The 18,816-nt window shown below is 58.9% G+C and carries 23 protein-coding genes and 3 pseudogenes; 22 read left to right on the forward strand and 4 right to left on the reverse strand.

The genetic code is table 11. The annotated features are described in order from the left end of the window. Nucleotides 1-48 precede the first annotated feature (48 nt). The 17 genes and pseudogenes from NL64_RS06410 to NL64_RS30555 form a co-directional block, all read left to right on the forward strand. Nucleotides 49-2,547 carry a primase-helicase family protein gene (locus NL64_RS06410; RefSeq protein WP_034147312.1) on the forward strand — a complete coding sequence of 833 codons (2,499 nt, stop codon included), beginning with the start codon at nt 49-51 and terminating at the stop codon, nt 2,545-2,547. Between the two features lie 10 nt (nt 2,548-2,557). Next, entirely contained in the window at nt 2,558-2,728 is a 171-nt protein-coding gene (locus tag NL64_RS30350; protein ID WP_172668647.1) for a hypothetical protein, read from the forward strand. A 1-nt stretch (nt 2,729) separates the two neighbouring features. Next, the gene (locus NL64_RS06420; protein ID WP_052321212.1) at nt 2,730-3,599 is read left to right on the forward strand and encodes a PD-(D/E)XK nuclease family protein; all 870 of its coding nucleotides are present in this window, start codon (nt 2,730-2,732) and stop codon (nt 3,597-3,599) included. 2 nt (nt 3,600-3,601) lie between these two features. After that, a complete protein-coding gene (locus NL64_RS06425) occupies nt 3,602-4,042 on the forward strand; it encodes an antirestriction protein (protein WP_034147313.1) in 441 nt (146 codons plus the stop codon). 10 nt (nt 4,043-4,052) lie between these two features. Beyond that, nucleotides 4,053-4,601: a hypothetical protein gene (locus tag NL64_RS06430; RefSeq protein WP_034147314.1), complete on the forward strand. Its 549-nt coding sequence runs from the start codon at nt 4,053-4,055 to the stop codon at nt 4,599-4,601. Next, nucleotides 4,598-4,816, forward strand: coding sequence for a hypothetical protein (locus NL64_RS06435; RefSeq protein WP_034147315.1), 219 nt, complete (start codon nt 4,598-4,600; stop codon nt 4,814-4,816). Before NL64_RS06430 ends, NL64_RS06435 begins: the two co-directional genes overlap by 4 nt. After that, entirely contained in the window at nt 4,813-6,177 is a 1,365-nt protein-coding gene (locus tag NL64_RS06440) for an SNF2-related protein (protein WP_034147316.1), read from the forward strand. The genes NL64_RS06435 and NL64_RS06440 overlap by 4 nt, the downstream gene beginning before the upstream one ends. Nucleotides 6,178-6,242: 65 nt before the next feature. After that, nucleotides 6,243-6,629: a hypothetical protein gene (locus NL64_RS06445; RefSeq protein ID WP_034147317.1), complete on the forward strand. Its 387-nt coding sequence runs from the start codon at nt 6,243-6,245 to the stop codon at nt 6,627-6,629. After that, entirely contained in the window at nt 6,630-6,842 is a 213-nt protein-coding gene (locus NL64_RS06450) for a hypothetical protein (protein ID WP_034147318.1), read from the forward strand. It abuts the gene before it with no gap. Beyond that, a complete protein-coding gene (locus NL64_RS06455; RefSeq protein ID WP_034147319.1) occupies nt 6,839-7,225 on the forward strand; it encodes a gp33 family protein in 387 nt (128 codons plus the stop codon). The genes NL64_RS06450 and NL64_RS06455 overlap by 4 nt, the downstream gene beginning before the upstream one ends. Nucleotides 7,226-7,334: 109 nt before the next feature. Next, nucleotides 7,335-8,051 carry a hypothetical protein gene (locus NL64_RS06460; RefSeq protein WP_034147320.1) on the forward strand — a complete coding sequence of 239 codons (717 nt, stop codon included), beginning with the start codon at nt 7,335-7,337 and terminating at the stop codon, nt 8,049-8,051. Nucleotides 8,052-8,111: 60 nt separating this feature from the next. Next, on the forward strand, nt 8,112-8,546 hold the full coding sequence (locus NL64_RS06465; RefSeq protein ID WP_052321213.1) for a hypothetical protein: 435 nt from the start codon (nt 8,112-8,114) through the stop codon (nt 8,544-8,546). A gap of 15 nt (nt 8,547-8,561) precedes the next feature. Further along, nucleotides 8,562-9,239: a helix-turn-helix domain-containing protein gene (locus NL64_RS29135; RefSeq protein ID WP_052321214.1), complete on the forward strand. Its 678-nt coding sequence runs from the start codon at nt 8,562-8,564 to the stop codon at nt 9,237-9,239. A gap of 74 nt (nt 9,240-9,313) precedes the next feature. Beyond that, nucleotides 9,314-9,550: a hypothetical protein gene (locus NL64_RS06475; protein ID WP_034147321.1), complete on the forward strand. Its 237-nt coding sequence runs from the start codon at nt 9,314-9,316 to the stop codon at nt 9,548-9,550. A 150-nt stretch (nt 9,551-9,700) separates the two neighbouring features. After that, nucleotides 9,701-10,063 carry a hypothetical protein gene (locus NL64_RS30550; protein WP_253277060.1) on the forward strand — a complete coding sequence of 121 codons (363 nt, stop codon included), beginning with the start codon at nt 9,701-9,703 and terminating at the stop codon, nt 10,061-10,063. Further along, a complete protein-coding gene (locus tag NL64_RS06480) occupies nt 9,973-11,124 on the forward strand; it encodes a tyrosine-type recombinase/integrase (protein WP_253277061.1) in 1,152 nt (383 codons plus the stop codon). Before NL64_RS30550 ends, NL64_RS06480 begins: the two co-directional genes overlap by 91 nt. A 34-nt stretch (nt 11,125-11,158) precedes the next feature. Beyond that, nucleotides 11,159-11,278 (forward strand): annotated as a pseudogene (locus NL64_RS30555) (alpha/beta hydrolase); the annotation flags it as partial. A 3-nt stretch (nt 11,279-11,281) separates the two neighbouring features. Here the strand turns inward: NL64_RS30555 and NL64_RS06485 are convergent. From NL64_RS06485 to NL64_RS06495, 3 genes and pseudogenes are all read right to left on the reverse strand, one after another. Then, nucleotides 11,282-13,096: an ABC transporter ATP-binding protein gene (locus tag NL64_RS06485; RefSeq protein WP_034147343.1), complete on the reverse strand. Its 1,815-nt coding sequence runs from the start codon at nt 13,094-13,096 to the stop codon at nt 11,282-11,284. 145 nt (nt 13,097-13,241) lie between these two features. Next, a pseudogene (locus NL64_RS06490) lies at nt 13,242-13,836 on the reverse strand (DUF6338 family protein). Nucleotides 13,837-14,016: 180 nt separating this feature from the next. After that, nucleotides 14,017-15,024, reverse strand: coding sequence for an AraC family transcriptional regulator (locus tag NL64_RS06495; protein ID WP_034147323.1), 1,008 nt, complete (start codon nt 15,022-15,024; stop codon nt 14,017-14,019). 166 nt (nt 15,025-15,190) lie between these two features. Here NL64_RS06495 and NL64_RS06500 point away from each other — a divergent pair, with 166 nt between their 5' ends. The 4 genes from NL64_RS06500 (at nt 15,191) to NL64_RS06515 (ending at nt 17,745) form a co-directional block, all read left to right on the forward strand. Then, nucleotides 15,191-16,042 carry a 3-hydroxybutyryl-CoA dehydrogenase gene (locus NL64_RS06500; RefSeq protein WP_034147324.1) on the forward strand — a complete coding sequence of 284 codons (852 nt, stop codon included), beginning with the start codon at nt 15,191-15,193 and terminating at the stop codon, nt 16,040-16,042. Further along, on the forward strand, nt 16,029-16,688 hold the full coding sequence (locus tag NL64_RS06505) for a TetR/AcrR family transcriptional regulator (RefSeq protein ID WP_034147325.1): 660 nt from the start codon (nt 16,029-16,031) through the stop codon (nt 16,686-16,688). The genes NL64_RS06500 and NL64_RS06505 overlap by 14 nt, the downstream gene beginning before the upstream one ends. A gap of 91 nt (nt 16,689-16,779) precedes the next feature. Further along, entirely contained in the window at nt 16,780-17,193 is a 414-nt protein-coding gene (locus NL64_RS06510; RefSeq protein ID WP_034147326.1) for a VOC family protein, read from the forward strand. A gap of 123 nt (nt 17,194-17,316) precedes the next feature. Next, nucleotides 17,317-17,745 (forward strand): hypothetical protein, encoded by a 429-nt coding sequence (locus tag NL64_RS06515; RefSeq protein WP_034147327.1) that lies wholly within the window; start codon nt 17,317-17,319, stop codon nt 17,743-17,745. Nucleotides 17,746-17,767: 22 nt separating this feature from the next. On the opposite strand, the gene NL64_RS06520 is transcribed toward NL64_RS06515, so the two are convergent. Beyond that, complete coding sequence (locus tag NL64_RS06520; protein WP_437176910.1) at nt 17,768-18,490, reverse strand: RtcB family protein; 723 nt, start codon at nt 18,488-18,490, stop codon at nt 17,768-17,770. Here NL64_RS06520 and NL64_RS06525 point away from each other — a divergent pair. Further along, nucleotides 18,386-18,816, forward strand: a pseudogene (locus NL64_RS06525) (IS66 family transposase); the annotation flags it as partial. The gene NL64_RS06520 and the pseudogene NL64_RS06525 overlap by 105 nt on opposite strands.

Here is an 18,816-nt window from a genome sequence, read left to right on the forward strand (position 1 = left end):
GGCAGCCGCCGCTCGTATATACTCGCACTGCGATTAATTGGAGCCCCCATGACAATTCCACTGACCTTCCTTGAGCCCGCGCCAGGACTGCGACTCGCCAAGGTGATTTCCCAGGATGGCTCAACTCCGTACCCGAAAGCCCGCGTCTTCACCAGCCACACTCACTACCTCGCCCCCAACGAGGACGGTGTGCGCGAAGCTTTCGAGCACTTTCAGGCCCACGCCCTACGCGGCCACGCACTGATCAAAGGAATTCTCAAGACTGCGCTGATCAACGAACCGCGCCGGGGGCAAACCGACACCAACGCCCCAACCAATCTGCTGGTGATCGACCTCGATGACTACATCCCCGAGGTCCTGCTGCCGGCCAACGTTACCACTGCGGATCTCGCCGCCACTGCCCGTGCCGTGCGTGCCCTGCTTCCAGCGCCGCTGAACACCACCGCGTGCATTGCCAACGCCTCTGCATCCACCGGCCACAAGCCGGGTGGCGTCATCGGCCTGCACCTGTTCTTCCTGCTCGACAAGCCGGTGCCACCGAGCCAGCTCAGCCACTGGCTGACCGGCTTGAACTTCGGCATCGAATCGTTCCGCGGTCAGACCAAGCTCAACCGCTCGGGCATTTCCGTGAAGTGGGTCTGCGATCCGGTGGTCTCGCGCAACGCCCAGATCGTCTACATCGCCCCGCCTGAATTGCGCGGCGTCAGTGATCCGTTCGCCACCCCTGCTGACCGCTGGGCGGTGATCGATGGCGAGCAATGGACCTGCGACATCCAGCCGCTGCTGCTCGACACCGTGCCGAGCGTGATCCAGCAGCACGCCGAGCGCCTGCTCAATGACCTGCGTAAAACCGCCGGCCTGAAGAAGATGACCCCCAACTACCGCCGCATGGTGGTGAACGGGGAAACCCTGCAAGTGCTGACCAATCCGGACCAGATGCAATTGGTCCTGACCCGGCACACCGACACCCACGCCTACTGGAACATCAACGGCGGCGACAGCAACGCCTACTGGAACCCGATCGGCAACCCCGAGATCATCTACAACTTCAAGGGCGAGCCACCGTTCGAGCTGCGTCGGGCCAACGAGGAGACCTACAACTGGTACTGCGAGAAATTCAAGACGCAGATCCGCGAAGTCAGCGACCCTCGCCCTTTGGCCTTCCGCGACCAGGCCACCGACCAGCACTACGCCGTTGAGTACAACCCACGCGACGATCGCCTGCTTCGTTGCAACAAGATCCAGAAGCAGAACATCGCCGACTGGTGCGCCGGTTACGGCATGCCGATGCCCGACCCGATCCCCAACTGGGACATCGAGTTCAACCCACAGTCGACGACGGTGATCGACTGGGATAACCAGCGCCTCAACCAGTTCCAGGCCACCGACCTGCTGCGCAACCCGCCGCCCGTCATGCCCGCCTACGCCGGTCGCAAGATTGGTGAGGCGCAAGCTGCTCTGCGTCAGTTGTGCCCGGCCATCCACCGCGTGCTGTTCCACATCTGTGGCAGTGCCGAGACCGAGTTCGAATGGTTCGTCAACTGGTTGGCCTACACCATCCAGACGCGCGAGAAAGCCATGACCGCTTGGATCTTCAGCGGCGTCCCGGGCACCGGTAAGGGCATTTTCTTCGAGCGCATCCTGCGCCCGCTGATCGGCGCCGCTTACGCCACGCGCAAGCGCCTCGATCACCTGGAGGAGCAGTTCAACGCCTACCTGCAACAGACGCTGTTTCTGGTCTACGACGAGTTCCGCCTCAACGACTCGGCGCAGAGCGGCAAGCTGCTCAACAAGCTCAAGGACGAAATCACCGGGGCCACTTCCAACATCCGCGCCATGCGCACCGACACGGCTGAAGTGGCGAACTACACCAACTACATCTTCTTCTCCAACCATCTGGACGTGATCCGAATCGAAGAAGGTGACCGGCGCTTCAATATCGCTCCACCGCAGTTGCTCCCCTTGCGTTCCATCTGGCCGGAAATCACTGCCCAGTTGGGTCGCATCGACGATGAAATCGGTACCTTCGCCGGGTTCCTGATGTCCTACGCCGCCTGTGAAAACAGCGCCAAGACCTGCATCGAGAACCAAGCCAAAGCCACGATGAAACGCTCGGCGATGCAATACAACGAGCGCTTCTGCATGGCTGCCAAGCACGGCGAATTCGATTACTTCCTCGATGTACTCGACCTCGATATTGCCAACGACCTGACCCGCTCAACGCAGATCACCACCGCACAGAAGTACATCAAGCACTGGGCCAAACAGATCGGCCAAGGCCCGTGCCGGGTGCCGATCAGCGACCTGCTCACTGTGTACCTAGCCCTCGGCGACATCCAGGCCAACAAGATGAGCCAGAAGAAACTCACCCTGCTGCTCGGACGCAACGACCTGCACGTCGAGCGCGTGCGCGTCGGCGGCGAACGCACTCCCTGCATCACCACCACCTGGTACTCCAGCGAACTCAGCGCTGACGAGATCCAGGACGTGATTGGTCCGCAGAACACCCCCGCGCATGAACAGTTCGCCACGCCCACTCACCATTAAGGAATTCACCATGGAACGCCAACTGACGGAAGAAGCGCAGGACGAGCGCGACGACTACGAGCGGTACCGCCGCGATTACGGTGGCTGCTCTTGCCACCTCAACCCACCGTGTGGCTGCTGCACCCATCCGGGCAACCCGCTGAATCAGGAAGACGATTCCTGCTGGATCGAGGTGGACTGACATGACCGAAAAAGTCGCGTTTAACCCCGCGGCTTTCGGCGCTTCGCGCGTCGAGAAGCCTGCACCTGCGGTCCATGTCCCGGACACCTTGGCCTTCAACCCGCAAGCGATCAATCAGCGCCTGCAAGTCGAGCGCCAGTCGATCGTTGATCTACGCACCGCACCACTCGGCCCGGTCGGGCAGTGGTCGATGAGCCGGCTGTTCGAGTTCGAGAACTGCCCGCATGCCGTGTACCTGGGCAAAGTCATGAAGATGCCAACGCCCAGCGGCCCGGCAGCGGATCGCGGCACCCAAGTGCACAACCACATCGAAGGCTACATCCAAGGCGAACACGCCGACGTCATCAAGGAAATGAACGGCTTCATCAAGCTGATCGACCTGTTGCGCGACGAGTTCATCGAGGGTCGGGTGGAAGTTGAAGGCGACTGGGCCTACGACCGCAACTGGACAACCACCGGCTGGACCGACAAGGACTGCTGGGCACGGATGAAGCTCGATGCCCTGTGGCATGAGTCGGACACCAGTGCCGACATCATCGACTGGAAGACCGGCCGCAAGTTCGGCAACGAACTCAAGCACAACCAACAGGGCATGGGCTACGCCATCGGTGCATTCCACCGCTATCCCAACCTGCAATTCGTCAACGTCAAGTTCGCCTACCTCGACAAGAGTGACGAACTGATCGGCAGCTACACCCGCAAACAGGCCGAGCTGCTCCAGCCGATGCTCACCGAGCGTGCCGACAAGATGACCACCTGCACTGACTTCGCGCCCAAGCCGAGCTTCAGCGCCTGCCGTTGGTGTGCGCACAAAAACGTCCAGGAAGGCTTCGACGAGCCGGCCTGCAAATACAGCTACGAGGGAATCTGATCATGAAAACGTTCACCCCGAACGACAGCGACGCGATGTGTGACGCCACCAACGGAATCTTCCGAACGCTCGCAATAGCGGCGGAAGGCTACGTCTTCCACACCGCTGGCAAAAACTCCGACGAGTACCGGGGTGGCAGCTGGGCCTTCACCACCAACGACAACGACACCCTCGGCTTCTGGTATCCGCTCGATCAGGCCACTTATCCGGTGGCCTGCGAGAACTACTACGAAAACCTCGCCATGGACGCCAAGTCGTTCGGCGCCGCCTGCACGCTGATCGCCATCAACCGACTGGCGTGGAAGTTCCACGAGGCTGGCCAGCCCGCGTTATCCAAAGAGGCCAGCAACCTGTACCACGCCCTGCGCAACTGGATCTTCGATCTGGGCGAAGGCGACACCCCTTTCATCAACTCCGCAGCCGTTGCCGGCTTCATTGACTGAGACCCCCACTATGCAAAGCACTTACCTTTCGCTCGCCATGCGCACCAACAGCACTGTTGTCGGCACCCACGGCCTTGTTTCCGCCGACCTGCTGCACGCCGCGCTGGGCTTGGCCGATGAGCACCACGAATACCACACCGCCAGCTCCTGGCTGAATGCCGTCGAGGAGCTGGGCGACCTGTGCTGGTTCATCGCCTTGGCCGCCAAGGAACTGAACTGCGATCCGTTCGAGAGCCTGGAGCGCTTCAGTCGTTTCAACCCACAGCTGCCGGTGCTGGCCGAGACCGTGGGCGAATTCATTTCCTTGGTGAAGAAGTCCTTCGCCTACGGCGCACCGCTGGACGCCACCCGCCTGCGCTACCTGCTGTCCTCGATGGTCGTACGGATTCAGGCCATTGCCGAGGCCAAGAGCGATCGCACCCTCGACGAGCTGCTGGCCGGCAACATCGCCAAGCTGCAAGCGCGCTACCCGGACAAGTTCACCGCCGATGCGGCCCTGAACCGCAGCGTGCGTACCGAGGCGAGCGCCCTACGCACCGAGCTGGGGACGATGCTGTGATCGACCCTAACAACATCCCCGGCGACCTGGTGGTCGCCGTCCAGCTGCTCACCCAAGTATGGAACGACCATCAGGTGCCAACCGGCACCATCATCGGCGGCTTCATGACCGTTGAAACCGCGCAGATGCACGCCCAACGCCGGCTGGACAAGTTCATTGCCCAGCTCGAAGCCGCCGGCGTCCACATCGAAATGGCCCCGAAGGAGGCGACATGATCCCGCCACTCTTTGCTCACCAAGAAGCCAACGCCGCCTTTAAGGTGGCCAACCCACGGATGCTCGATGGCTCCGACCCTGGCACCGGCAAGACCCGCAGCACCATCGAGGCCTTTTCACGCCTCAAGGAAGCCGGGCTGATCGATCACATGCTGGTGTTGGCCCCGTTGTCGATCCTGCGCCCAAGCTGGTCGGCTGACTGCCACAAATTCGCCCCGCACCTGGAAGTGTCAGTCGCCACTGCCAAGGACAAGGCCACCGCGATGTGGCCTGCCACGCAAGCCGACATCTATATCACCAACCACGACAGCGTGAAGTGGTTGAAGGACATCAAGTTCACCGGCCGCTGGGCCTTGTGTGTCGACGAATTCCCGGCGTTCAAGAACCGCACCAGTCAGCGCAGCAAAGCCCTGGCCACGATGCGCAAGTTCTTCGAATTCCGCTGGCTGCTCTCCGGCACGATGAACAGCAACGGAGCCTGTGACATCTGGCACCCGATGTTCCTCTGCGACGACGGCGAGCGCCTTGGCAAACAGTTCTGGGGCTACCGCTCGCAAGTCTGCGAGCCAAAGGCCACCGGCCCCGGCGGACAGTACGTCGAGTGGGTGGACAAGCCATTCGCCCCGACGATTATCGCCGACCGCCTGAAGGACATCACCTTCCGGGTGAAGCTCGAAGACTGCCTCGACATGCCCGAGCATGTGCAGACGACGATGCTGGTCGACATCCCGAAAAAGCTCATGGGCCAGTACCGTCAGCTCCAGCGCGAAGCGGTGCTGGAACACGCCAGCGGCAGCCGCATCACCGCCGTACACGCCAGTGCCAAGACCCAGAAACTATTGCAGCTGTGCTCCGGCGCAGTCTACGACGGGCAAGGCGGTTATCAGGTGTTCGACACCAGCCGCACCGATCTGGCGATGGAGCTGGTGATGCAGCGCGATCAATCGGTGGTGGCTTTCCTCTGGAAACACCAGAAGGAAGCACTGGTCGCGGCGGCCGAAGCCCTTGGCATTACCTACGCGGTGATTGACGGCGAGACCAAGCTGATCGACCGTGAGATTGCGGTCAACCGCTATCAAGCAGGCCAGATCAAGGTGATCTTTGCCCATCCGCAAAGCGCCGGCCACGGCCTGACCCTCACCAACGGCACTGCCACTATCTGGCCGAGCCCGACCTACAACGCCGAGCACTTCGTCCAGTTCAACCACCGGATCTACCGCGCCGGTCAGACCCAACGCACCGAGACCATCTGCATTGCCGCCGCCGGCACTGCCGAGGAACAGGTGTACGAGAAACTCAATGGCAAAGTAGGCCGCATGGATGAGCTGATGGGCATGCTCGTCGGGCTTCAAGCTGCTTGACATAACACGCAATGCGATTACCGTGGCAACCCCACACCCTAACCTTAAATCCTGGAGCACCTGATATGAACGATCTGACCCTGAACACCGAAAACGCTACCGAAATCGACACCGACGCTACAACCACTGCTGTGGTTCTCGCCCCGTCCGACCGCCTGCTGCTGGCCGCCAAGCTGGTGAGCAAGTCGCTGGCCAAGGTGATGCTGCTCGACGAGCAATTGGCTGACCAGACCATCGCGGTGTCCACCGCCAAGCAACGCGTGACCGAAACGCTTGCCAACGGCGGTACCGGTTTCGACGAAGCCGGTCGCGTCTTCAAAGCCGCGAACAACAAACTCGACAAGCTGCTGGAATCCCGCGAAGCCGTGGTCCGCACTGCCCAACTCGACCTCGATGCGACGCGCGACTCCATCGCAGGTGTGCAAGCCCTGCTGCACAGCCTGGAGGCGTAAATGGAAGCGACAGTCGAAAAAGCCCCGGTCATCGATCCAGCTGACTTCGCACTGGACGTCTCTCAGCTCCAGACCAAATACGACCCCAAATACAAGCAGGACCGGGGTCACCCGTACTTCACGGCCTACGCCCACTACAAAAGCGGCACCTCCCTGCCGTATTGGAACTGGGTCGAGGCCGAACTTAGCCGCTTTCAGGAGACCTACCCATGACCACAACCACCAAACAACGCCTGGACGATCTGGCCACCACCCGCGACACCCTGCGTGAACAAAAGCGCGCGCTGGAAGCCCAGGTCAAGGACATCGATGCCGCACTCGCCGGCAACGAAACCGACATCATCGAGATCGCCGATGAAATGGGCCTCGATCGCTTCGCCGTAGGCAAGCTGACCTTCTCGATCAGCAGCCAGATCGTCGGCAACGTCGAGGACTGGGACGCCGTGCACGCCTATATAAAGAAAAACGACGCCTTCTACCTGTTGCAACGGCGTCTGTCGAACGCCCCTTACAAGGAAATCCTCGACAGCGGTGACTCACTCCCGGGCGTAGTGCCGTTCACCAAGCGCAGTTTGAACATGCGCAAATCCGCCTGATCTGTCGCTTCACAATACACGCAATGCGTTTACACTGCCCCCGAGCACTTCGCAACGGGGCGCTCCAATTGCCCGCTTCGGGCCTGACTAAATAGAGAGAACAGCCACCATGGCCAAAGACGTAGCCGCAGTAGAAACCACCAAATCCGTTTTGGGCTTCCTCGCCGCTGACACCCTGCCCGCTCACTTGCAGCAAGGTACCGGTGCCGGTAATGAGAACGTGTCATCCGACGACATGACCATCCCACGACTGGATGTCCTGCAACAACTCTCCCCACAGCTGGACCCAAGCAACGCCAAGTTCATCGAAGGCGCCAAGCTCGGCCAGATGTTCAACAGCCTGTCGAGCGAGCTGTACAACCACTGCTTCGTGCTCAACCTGCACTTCGAAATCAAGTGGCAAGTGTTCAAGAAGCGCAAGTTCGGTGGCGGCTTCGAAGGCTCGTTCAACCATGAGGCGGAAGCCCTGGCTCACCTGGATGCGCAAAACCTGCCACGCGATCAGTACGACGTGTCGGAAACCGCCATCCACAAGTGCATGCTGCTCGACGACAACGGTCTGCCCGATCAGCCAGTGTTGATCTACATGTCCGGCTCGAAGATGAAGGTGTCGAAGGAGTGGAACAGTCAGATCCGCTTGAAAGACCCACGTGCGGATCGCTTCGCTTCGGTCTGGACCCTGTCCAGCGTCGGTGAGAAGAACCGCCAAGGCCAGCCGTACCAGAACATCAAGGTCGACTTCGCTGGCTGGGCGGGTGAAGACCTGTACGCCACGGCGAAAGAGGCCTACCAAGGCCTGATCGGCTCCAGCGCTACCCAGCATTAATGTAGCGATGCAGTGACCCCGCAGGATGCGGGGTTCATCGGAAAGCCCCCGGCTTTACCCATGAACCCCATGCGTGGCCCCCTCATGAACGAACACAGTTTCATTCGCAGCATCCACAAAAAACTCCCCATCGATGTGTACGTCTGGAAGATCAACGACAACTACCAGGGCGGGGTAGCCGACGCCTACTACTCTCGGCTAATGGGCGGCGACATGTGGATCGAGTACAAGTACCTTAAGGCGCTACCCAAACGCCCCGACACCGTGGTGCAGTTCGGCCTCAGTGAGTTGCAAAAGGAATGGCTGAACGGAAGACTACTGGACGGACGTACAGTATCTGTTATAGTGGGCAGCCCCGACGGTGCTCTGATTCTTACTGATGGGGATTGGAACAAACCGATGACTGCCTGTATTTTTAAACGCAATGCGGTTGAGACTCCGGCGATTGTGGCTTATATTCTCTCCACATTAAGTAAATACTTAATTGAAGATTGAATAAGGTACTACCGGATGGCTACCCCACGCAGAACGATCACGCCGCACGATTTGGATAATGCAGCTCGGCTGAAATCGAAATGGCTCGCTTATAAAGAAGCCACAAAAACAACACAAGCGGACCTGGCGGAGTATCTGGGTTTTGCGGGTCAAGGGGTGGTGACGCAGTACCTGAACGGTCTCATCGCCCTCAACACTGATGCCATTATCCGCTTCGCGCGGGTGCTTGGTGTCAAACCCGAAGAAATTAACCCGGATCTCGCCGGCATCAGTATCACCCCGACAGACATGCGTTTAGTCCGTATCCATATACTGGCAAACCTGTCAGGCGCACCGCCGGGGCGACACGCTGGCATCGAGATCGCGACAACAATGGATATGAAGCTTTACGCAGTAGCTGTAGACATCGACGGTTCCGAACCTTTTGCACGTAAAGGCTCGACCCTGATCGTGAGCCAGGATGAAGAACCAGTCTCGGGGGACGAAGTCTTCATGAAGTATCGCGTGGGGGACACTGACCTCCATGCGATTCGCATCTACGTCACCACGGACTTGGAACGCGGCGTTGCAATCACTCGGGGCCTGGACTCGAAAGAGTTCCTTGAAACGAACCTCTCTGACATCGAGTTGCTTGACCCGATCATCAGCGTGGAACGCCCTAAAGTGGCACGACAGAAGCGTGAAGTAGTTTAACCCGCATTAGAAGTCAGCCCGGGTCACGCCGGGCTTTCTTTCGCCTCCATAAACACGCATTGCGAGTATTTGATATGAAAATCCTCTTCCCTCTCAATCGCTTCTTCACCCGCACGGCTAAAGCCGAACCGACCCCTGTGGTCGTCGACGTGGATGCCCTACAAGAAAAACTGCGCCTGGCACAGTCCGCACACGTGGCTTCCGCCCGCCGTATCTCGGCCTTTGCCCTGGAGCATCCTGACCTCTACCGCCTGTATTTCACCAAGGCCGGCGATAAGCGTCGTCAGGAGGCGCGTCATGCAGCTGCGTGAAGCGGTGGAGTCATTCTCAGGCGAGCCCTGCCCCAAAGAATGCACCTGCGATCACAAGCTTCAGAACACCGGTGCGGTCTTCTTCCAGAGTGTTGGCCTACTACACTGCTCCGTGTGTAACGGGTGGCAATTGATCAGGAAGCCAGTGAAATGAACACAATCGAAATGCTCGTGGTCGAGCATGACTTCGTTCTCGAAGACCAGATGTCACGCCTGATCGGCTATCCCGAAGGCAGCCGGGCACTGGAGACCAAACGACAGCGCGGGATCATCCCCGCCGGGGTATACGCCACTATCGATGGCCGAATCACCTACAGCATTAAGCGATATAACGCATGGATGGAAAGCCTGTGGCCACGAGAAAAACTGATGGGCTCCCGACGGGAGTTGAATTCGTTGGAGAAAGCGTCCGCATTCGATTCATGCGGGACAAGCGCCGCTGCTGCGAAACCCTCGCCTTCCCGCAAACCCCGCAGGGCATCCAAGCCGCAGCCGGTCTTAGAGCTCAGGTAGTCCAGCTGGCCAAACTCGGCATGCTCTCCGACGAGAAGTACGCCGAGCTGTTCCCCAGCTCCAGCTACACGACTACCAACCTCTGCCCCCTGTTCGGTGAGTACGCCCAAGCATGGATCGATAGCCGCGAGATTGTGCGCGGCACTCGATGCAACTACCTCTCGATGTTCAACCTGTACTGGATGCCAGCGCTGGCACGCGAACCCCTCGATCGGATCACCTCGATGACGCTGCGCAAAATCATCAGCGCCACACCGTGGAAAACCACTTCGATCAAGCGGTCCGCAATCTCAGTGCTTGGCAGCCTTTTCAAGACCGCCGTGACCGATGAATTGATAGAGCGCAGTCCGACTGCGTCTATTGAGAAACCCGCCAAAAACAAGAAGGTCGTCGACCCCTTTTCGGCGCAAGAAGCTGACGCCATCATCGAATGGATGTACGCCAACTTCACCAACCCGCGGTTGCAGATGTACGCCCCCTATTTCGAGTTCGCGTTCTACACCGGAATGCGCACGGGCGAAATCGCTGGCTTGCGCTGGGACGAAGTAGACCGCAACAAACGGATTGCCCACATTTGCCGGATCGTCGTTGACGGGAAAATTGAGGAGCGTACCAAGACCCGGAACACACGCGCGGTGATGCTCAACAGTCGAGCGCTGCACGCACTGGAGAAAATGGAGGAGCTGACAGCACGGCGCGTAGCGCGTGCAGTGAAGGGGCATCGACCTGTTCGCCCTTCCGACCATGTGTTCTCGCCCACCGGCGTCGCTGGATTCATTGCCAAACCCAACACCACGAACTTCCAATTCGCCAAAGCAACCCGCGCCCTGGGAATGAGGACGCGCCGGCAGTACAACTGCCGACACACCTACGCGACGATGTGCCTGATGGCAGGAATGAATCCCGCCTTCATCGCGCGTCAACTCGGCCACAGTGTGCAAATGCTGTTGACCACCTACACAAAGTGGCTCGATTCAACGACGGATTGGACGGAGCTCGACAAGCTCGAAAACGTGATGATTGGTACGAAAGTGGTACAAGAAAATCCACAGCTTGCTTAAAGACCTTTGAAATCATGCTGTTGCCGAATTTCTTTCACATAACAACAGCATGAGCCTGGGTGGCTCTCAATATCGCCAGGCCATCGAGGGCTTGATGCGAGCCAAACCGCAGATCGCCGGGCCGACGGGCTCTCGGGGCAGTCAGGACTCCTGAGGCTTATCGATAACCGCGCGCCTGCAGGTCAAACAGCTGCGCGTAGCGCCCACCCGCCGCGACCAGACTGGCATGATCGCCGCGCTCCAGGATTGCGCCTTGGTCCAGCACGATAATGTGATCGGCGTTGCGCACACTGGAAAAACGATGGGAAATCAGCAAGGTCATGCGGTCTTGGGTGTGCTGGCTGAAATGCTCGAACACCGCCGCTTCCGCCGCTGGATCGAGTGCCGAAGTCGGTTCGTCCAGGATCAGGATATCCGCGTCGCGCCGCATGTACGCGCGGGATAACGCGATCTTCTGCCACTGCCCGCCAGACAGCTCCTGCCCACCGGCAAACCAGCGCCCCAACTGCGTGGCATAGCCGCGATCCAGACGCTCGATAAAAGGTGCAGCCATGCCCTCGGCGGCGGCCTCGTGCCAGCGTTGTTCATCGTTGAACGCCAGGGTGTCACCCACGCCGATGTTCTCGCCGACGGAAAACTGGTAACGAATGTAATCCTGGAAAATCACGCCGATACGCCGACGCAACGCGTCCTCCTCCCAGCTCTGCAAATCGCTGCCATCCAGCAGGATGCGCCCCTGATCGGGACGGTACAGACGGGTCAGCAACTTGATCAACGTAGTCTTGCCCGAGCCGTTTTCGCCCACCAGTGCCACGCTGTGGCCCGGCACAAGATGCAGATCGATGCCTTCAAGTGCAGCGCGGTTGGCACCCGGATAACGGAAACCGACGTTCTCGAAACGCAAACCGTCGCCGGGCACTGCACCGACGGTGAGATGACCGGTATCGGTCACCACGGGTTCGGCCAAATATTCATACAGGCTGGACAGATAGAGGCCATCTTCATAGAGACCACTGATCGCGCTCAGGCTGCTGCTCACCGCCGTTTGCCCCTGCTTGAACAGCACCAGGTACATGGTCATTTGACCGAGCGTGATGCTGCCGTGAACCGTATCGACCACCACCCAGGCATAGGCCAGGTAAAATGCACTAGTGCCCAACAGGCCAAGAACGAATCCCCAACTGTCCCGGCGCAGGGTCAGTCGCCGGTCTTCGGCATAGAGCCGGGCGAACGTTTCGCGGTAGCGTTTCAACAACAGCGGCGCGAAACCGAACAGCTTGACCTCTTTGATGTAGGCCTCGTGGGACAACAACGTCTCGATGTATGTCTGCTGCCGACTTTCCGGGGCGCGACGGGTAAACAAGCGGAAGGCATCCCCGGAAAAATGCGCTTCGGCGAAAAACACCGGCAACGCCCCCACCACTAAAAGCACCAGCGCCCACGGCGAAAAGTGCACCAGCAATACGCCGAAGCTGATCAGCACGATCAGGTTCTGAATCAGCCCCAGCGACTTCATCACCAACGCCAGCGGTCGGGTCGAGGCTTCACGGCGCACCCGCACCAACTTGTCGTAGAACTCGGAATTCTCGAATTGCACCAGCGACAACGTCTGGGCCTTTTCCAGAATCATCGTGTTGACCTTCTGCCCCAACTGCACCCGCAACAGCGACTGCTGGACCGACAGCGCACGTTGGGTGCCAGACAGCAACGCCAGCACCCCGGCTTCGAACAACACGTAACGCACCACCGGCCACAACGGCGCACTGCCCTGCTGCGCGTGCAGCTGCATGGCAAACACCACGGCATCGACAATGCGCTGGCCCAACCATGCCGCCAGCGCCGGCAGCACCCCGGCAATCAGCGTTGCCAGCACCAGGCCGAGAAACAAACCGCGCGAGGTGCCCCAGACGAGCAGCAGGGCGCGACGGGATTGGTCGAGAAGCGTGGTGAACCGACTGAAAACCGCGGGCATATCTACCTGTCGCGCCGACGCAACCATTCAGATTCTTTTTTTGATGGAGGAGGCCCAGAGGGTGGCCGAGGGCGCCCAGAGGCGCCAGGGGTGCCCGGCCTGTAACAAGGCGGCATTTCTTGAGGTGCTTTACTTGTCATGATCATCATTCCTTTTGCGTAAATTCGACCCATTGAACGTTTGAAGCATCGATAACAATAACTTCAGCCCCGGTTTGAGACTCCTCGCCTTCGCTATCGAGCCAACTTGGGTTTTCGATTACGAACTGCCCTCTTGTGGGCGCGGATGGCCATTCAATTGGCCAGCCATAGAGTCGTTTGTCATCGAGCAAATGCAGCACGACGAATCTGGGCCTTGACGAAAAAGCACTGTACCACTCGCAAGGGTATGAAGTTTGCGTGGTGATTTTCAGCTTCCTGAGGAGCGAATGAAGCTTGTCGCTGCTTGCAACATGGCAGGAAACAAAACCCAGCAACACCGCGATCACCGCTGACCACAAGGCCTCTGATTTTTTGTCCCACAAGCCGAGCGAAAAAAACTGTTCCCCCTATCACTAGCATTAGCGCTCCCAACCCGGCAACCAGCGACTGAATCACAAAGGTAAAAATCAGCGCCTGGACTATTTGTCCGAAGGTGTCAGGACGCTTGAAGGCGGTCAGGGAATAAAAGATCCAGGCGGCCAAAAAACCCGGAATCAAATACTGAAGTAAGGGAATCACTTCCTTGATCAAATCATCCATGCACGTTTTCAATCCATTGAAAGCTGCGACGCGGTACAAATAAATACCTCACCAGGACGAACCATTCCATCGGTTGTCACGGAGCTGTCGTCACAAAAAATGTCTGGATTCAACTCGGGATTTTTGCGTGCAAACATCAGCGAAAATTCAGACAAACACTTAGCCTGAATCCCACGCCATCTACTCCTGATACCTCGCCCGATACCTCCCTGGACTCTCCCCGGTCCATTTCTTGAACGCTCGATGAAACGCGCTCGGCTCCTGAAAACCGAGTTGCTCGGCGATGTCGCTGATGCTCGCCCGGCTTTCTCGCAATTGCTCGAACGCCACGGCCCGTCGCACTTCGTCCTTGATCTCTTGATAGGAACAACCTTCGCGCTCGAGTTTTCGGCGGAAGGTACTGGGGCTCAGGTGTTGTTCAAGGGCGAAGGCCTGCAAGGTCGGCCAGTTGCTGTAATGGCTGCTGCGCAAGCGCTGATGCACCTGCGATGCCAGGCCATGCTGATTGCGGAAGCGGATCACCAGCCATTGCGGTGCGGTGCGCAGGAACACTTTCAGCGACGCCAGATCCTGAACCACCGGCAGGCGCAGGTAATGGCTGGCGAACTCGATTTCAGTGCGCTCGGCACCGAAGGTCAGATTGGGTCCCCAGAGCAATCGGTCATCACTGAGTGACAGACGCTCGTGGCGAAAATCCGCGCGGTCGATGGGGATGCGCCGGCCACCCAGCCAACACAGCAAACTGATCATCAACACCAAAAACGTTTCTTCGCCAAAACGGCTGGCATCGGTATCCGTTGAATGGGTTTCCAGACTGATGATCGCCCGTTTGCCGCGCACGGTCAGCGTGCCGCGATAGTCACGCAGGAACAGGCCGAAGTTGACCAGGCACTGGCGCATGGCTTTGTGCAGATCCGGTTCCTGGATCAATGCGCGGCAAATCAGGGCGAAAGCGCCAGGCGGCATGCCGTGGGAATCCAGCCCGAAGAATTCGTCGTTCAACTCGCGAATTTGAATCAGCCACAACGCCGCAAACGCACTGGCCGGCACCCGCGCCGTGGGTTGCTGCATCACCGCCGCATCGACGCCTGCCTGTTCAAGCACCGCCCGCACGCGCTGCGGATCATCCCCCATCCCGTGGATCATTGCCTGCACGAAGTAGGCGGCCACCGAGTCCTTTTCCCGCATGTGAACGCTTCGCTCCCCAGTATCCGAAATGGCAAAAAACACCAGCGCCGTTGAACAGTTTCGGCATAGGACAACCGCCCTGCCCACTCTAGACTCGCGGCAATAGTACGCCTTCGGCTGCCACGGCGGCCAAGGTATCGCGAGGTTTGATCGGAAGGACCGCAAGATGAATCTGCAAAACATTGGCGTGATCGGCGCTGGCACCATGGGCAATGGCATTGCGCAAGTGTGTGCCCTGGCCGGTTTCAACGTGACCCTGATCGACATCTCCGAGGGCGCGTTGCAAAAAGCCGTCGCGACCGTTGGCAAAAACCTCGATCGGCAGATCGCCAAAGAGACGCTGACGACAGAGCAAAAGCTCGTCGCCCTCGACAAGATCCGCACCAGCACCGATTACAGCAGCCTGCAAAATGCGCAACTGGTGATCGAAGCCGCTACCGAAAACCTGGACCTGAAACTGCGGGTGCTGCAACAGATCGCCGCACAGGTCAGCGCCGAGTGCGTGATCGCCTCCAACACCTCGTCGCTGTCGATCACTCAACTCGCCGCCAGCGTCAGCGAGCCTGAGCGTTTCATCGGTCTGCACTTCTTCAATCCGGTGCCGGTGATGGGCCTGATCGAAGTCATCCGTGGCCTGCAAACCAGCGACGCCACCCACGCCCTGGCACTGGACATGGCTGCGACACTGGGCAAAACCGCGATCACTGCCGGCAACCGCCCTGGGTTCGTCGTCAACCGGATTCTGGTGCCGATGATCAACGAAGCGGTGCTGGTGCTTCAGGAAGGCCTGGCCAGCGCCGAAGACATCGACGCCGGCATGCGCCTGGGCTGCAACCAGCCGATCGGCCCGCTGGCCCTCGCCGACCTGATCGGTCTCGACACCTTGCTGGCGATCATGGAAGCCTTCTACGACGGCTTCAACGACAGCAAATACCGCCCGGCGCCACTGCTCAAGGAAATGGTTGCCGCCGGTTACCTGGGTCGCAAAACGGGGCGTGGCTTCCATGCCTATGCCTGAGCGTTGCTCGCGTTTCGCCGAGTACCGGGACAAGGTGCTGGAGCTGTTTGCCAGCAAGGGTTTCGGTCAGGTCGGCATGCGTGAGCTCGCGACGTGCCTGGGGCTTTCCCCGGGCTCATTGTATCACCATTACCCGAGCAAACAGCACTTGCTGCTGGACTTGATCGAAGAGTTCTACGAAGAGCTGTTGGCGACGCTGGGGCGTATCGAAAAGAAGGCTCCGGCCAAACGCGACCGCCTCAACAACCTCATTCGTGCGCACCTGAATCTGCATCGCGATATGCCTTGGCATTTTCGCCTGGTAGAACGCGACTGCGGTTGCCTGAATGAGGACCAACAAGCACGAGTTCAACACTTGCGCGAGCAATACGAACGCAAGTTGCTGGTGATGCTCGGAGCCCGCTCCCGGTTCAGCGAACCAGGCCACTTGGCGGCCGGGCATGCGATTGCCGCACTACTCAATAGCGCGCCTAGCTGGCTGACCCCGCACTCTCTGGATGAGAGCGAGCACGATGAGCTGCTGGAAAGCATGGTAAGCGGCGCCATTGAGCGCCTGCTGGCACCACGACGCGCAGTCGAGGCAATAAGCCTTGCTTCATCTATCGAGAAAACATCTAAAAAAACCGAAGCTGCCGTCGCGATTTAGCGCTTTGCTTGCCGGGTCAAGGTCATCGGAATTCGCTACGCAACGAAGCGTCCAATCCGATGTGTCCCTACAACGACCTGGGAGCCGGATCATGAAAATCAATCCCTACCTTATCTTCAACGGCGACTGCAAAGCCGCTTTCACCTTCTATGCCGAAAGCCTCAACGGCAACATCGAAGCCATGCTGACGTTCGGTGAAACGCCCGCTCGCGAGCACGTGCCAGCGGACCTGCACAACCTGATCATCCATACGCGCCTGACCGTGGGCGATCAGGCGATCATGGGTTCCGATACAACACCTGACCGCCCCACTGATGATATGAGCGGCTGTTCGATTTCGCTGAATGTCGACAGCATTGCCGAGGCAGAACGGGTGTTCTCGGCGTTATCGGAAGATGGCACAGTGCAAATGCCTCTGGAACAGACTTTCTGGGCTGCAAGATTTGGCATGCTGGTCGACCGCTTCGGTGTGTCGTGGATGATCAACTGCGAAAAGGATCAGTAAACAACGTTTAATGCATGAAAAAGCCCAACCTGAAAAGGCTGGGCTTTCTGGCAACTGCCGGCCCCTCTGCTACCGTCAACGAACTGTCCCCGAATAGCAGCGGATTGTCCGAAGGAATGCCCTATGCCAGCCCATCACGTGTCCTTGTCCACCCGAATCAAACTTTCACTGTTGGCTGGCGGGCTCACCGCCACCCTACTCGCACTCAGCGGCTGCGCGACCGTCGATGCCCAGACCACCGCCTATGTCGGTGTTGAGCATCCCGCACCGACGCTGCCCAGCGAAGTCGTCGTGCTGCGCACCGAACCCCAGCGCCCGCATGTTCGATTGGGTGAAATCCTGATCGACGCCAGCGTCGATCCCGCCCCACCGATTACCGAGGTAGAAGAAAAACTGCGGGACGAGGCTGCAAAACTCGGTGGCGATGCCGTTGTGGTGGTCTATGACCATATCCAGGCGGTGGGTGCCTACGTCAACGGACCGTTGTGGGCTCGCGACGTGCAAACCATCGAAGGCCGGAAACTCAAAGGGATTGTGATCAAGTACAAGTAACATCGAACCAACGACGTTTTACCTAACCTTTGACGCACACCACCTGACGCAAGGTGTGAATCACTTCCACCAGCTCGCGCTGGGCGTGCATGACCAGGTCGATGTCCTTATAGGCCATCGGTATTTCATCGATGACGGCGGCGTCCTTGCGGCACTCCACATGGGCGGTGGCGCGGATCTGATCGTCGACGGTGAACAGGGTTTTTGCTTTAGTGCGGCTCATGGTGCGACCGGCACCATGGCTGCACGAGCAAAAGGATTCCTCGTTGCCGAGCCCACGAACGATGAAGCTCTTTGCGCCCATTGATCCCGGGATAATTCCCAGCTCGCCTTTCTTCGCCGACACCGCGCCTTTTCGGGTGACCAAGATCTCCTGGCCAAAGTGCCGCTCTTTCTGCACGTAATTGTGGTGGCAGTTCACCGCCTCCAGGGCAACGTCGAACGGTTTCCTGATCACCTGCCGTGTCGCCTGAATCACCGCTTGCATCATCAGTGCACGGTTCTGCCTGGCAAAATCCTGCGCCCAGTTCACCGCTTCGACGTAGTCATCAAAGTGTCGACTGCCTTCTTCATGGGGTACCGCTTTTTCGATCGCACAGCGCAAGCCGTGCAGATTGCCTGCTCTGGCAAAATCAGCGGCATGACTTCCGCCCCGAATCTCGACCAACTGAACCCTGAACAACTGCGTGCTCTGGCCGCGCAGTTGATGCAGCGCGTCGAGACGATGGACAAACAAATCCACCATCACAAAACAGTCAACGAGAAACTGACCCATGAGATCGCGCTGCTCAAGCGCTTCAAGTTTGCCAAGCGCAGCGAACAACTAAGCCCTGCTCAAGCTAGCTTGCTCGATGACCTGATCGACACCGACATCGCGGCTATCGAAGCTGAACTTGAGGCACTGCAATCAACGCCGACTGCGGCCAAAGTGCGTCAGCAACCCAAGCGTGCGCCGCTGCCAGCGCAGTTTCCTCGTACGCTGATCCACCACGAACCGGACAACAGCCATTGCCAATGCGGCTGCGCCCTCAAGCGCATCGGTGAAGATGCCAGCGAAAAGCTCGACTACAC

This window comes from Pseudomonas fluorescens (assembly GCF_000802965.1).
GTDB classification, from domain to species: Bacteria; Pseudomonadota; Gammaproteobacteria; order Pseudomonadales; family Pseudomonadaceae; genus Aquipseudomonas; species Aquipseudomonas fluorescens_A.

Bases quoted from the DNA above. Each gene is read 5' to 3' on its own strand.
- NL64_RS06410 (WP_034147312.1), top strand. From the start codon at position 49: ATGACAATTCCACTGACCTTCCTTGAGCCCGCGCCAGGACTGCGACTC.
- NL64_RS30350 (WP_172668647.1), top strand. From the start codon at position 2,558: ATGGAACGCCAACTGACGGAAGAAGCGCAGGACGAGCGCGACGACTAC.
- NL64_RS06420 (WP_052321212.1), top strand. From the start codon at position 2,730: ATGACCGAAAAAGTCGCGTTTAACCCCGCGGCTTTCGGCGCTTCGCGC.
- NL64_RS06425 (WP_034147313.1), top strand. From the start codon at position 3,602: ATGAAAACGTTCACCCCGAACGACAGCGACGCGATGTGTGACGCCACC.
- NL64_RS06430 (WP_034147314.1), top strand. From the start codon at position 4,053: ATGCAAAGCACTTACCTTTCGCTCGCCATGCGCACCAACAGCACTGTT.
- NL64_RS06440 (WP_034147316.1), top strand. From the start codon at position 4,813: ATGATCCCGCCACTCTTTGCTCACCAAGAAGCCAACGCCGCCTTTAAG.
- NL64_RS06445 (WP_034147317.1), top strand. From the start codon at position 6,243: ATGAACGATCTGACCCTGAACACCGAAAACGCTACCGAAATCGACACC.
- NL64_RS06450 (WP_034147318.1), top strand. From the start codon at position 6,630: ATGGAAGCGACAGTCGAAAAAGCCCCGGTCATCGATCCAGCTGACTTC.
- NL64_RS06455 (WP_034147319.1), top strand. From the start codon at position 6,839: ATGACCACAACCACCAAACAACGCCTGGACGATCTGGCCACCACCCGC.
- NL64_RS06460 (WP_034147320.1), top strand. From the start codon at position 7,335: ATGGCCAAAGACGTAGCCGCAGTAGAAACCACCAAATCCGTTTTGGGC.
- NL64_RS06465 (WP_052321213.1), top strand. From the start codon at position 8,112: ATGAACCCCATGCGTGGCCCCCTCATGAACGAACACAGTTTCATTCGC.
- NL64_RS29135 (WP_052321214.1), top strand. From the start codon at position 8,562: ATGGCTACCCCACGCAGAACGATCACGCCGCACGATTTGGATAATGCA.
- NL64_RS06475 (WP_034147321.1), top strand. From the start codon at position 9,314: ATGAAAATCCTCTTCCCTCTCAATCGCTTCTTCACCCGCACGGCTAAA.
- NL64_RS30550 (WP_253277060.1), top strand. From the start codon at position 9,701: ATGAACACAATCGAAATGCTCGTGGTCGAGCATGACTTCGTTCTCGAA.
- NL64_RS06480 (WP_253277061.1), top strand. From the start codon at position 9,973: ATGCGGGACAAGCGCCGCTGCTGCGAAACCCTCGCCTTCCCGCAAACC.
- NL64_RS06485 (WP_034147343.1), bottom strand. From the start codon at position 13,096: ATGCCCGCGGTTTTCAGTCGGTTCACCACGCTTCTCGACCAATCCCGT.
- NL64_RS06495 (WP_034147323.1), bottom strand. From the start codon at position 15,024: ATGCGGGAAAAGGACTCGGTGGCCGCCTACTTCGTGCAGGCAATGATC.
- NL64_RS06500 (WP_034147324.1), top strand. From the start codon at position 15,191: ATGAATCTGCAAAACATTGGCGTGATCGGCGCTGGCACCATGGGCAAT.
- NL64_RS06505 (WP_034147325.1), top strand. From the start codon at position 16,029: ATGCCTATGCCTGAGCGTTGCTCGCGTTTCGCCGAGTACCGGGACAAG.
- NL64_RS06510 (WP_034147326.1), top strand. From the start codon at position 16,780: ATGAAAATCAATCCCTACCTTATCTTCAACGGCGACTGCAAAGCCGCT.
- NL64_RS06515 (WP_034147327.1), top strand. From the start codon at position 17,317: ATGCCAGCCCATCACGTGTCCTTGTCCACCCGAATCAAACTTTCACTG.
- NL64_RS06520 (WP_437176910.1), bottom strand. From the start codon at position 18,490: ATGGTGGATTTGTTTGTCCATCGTCTCGACGCGCTGCATCAACTGCGC.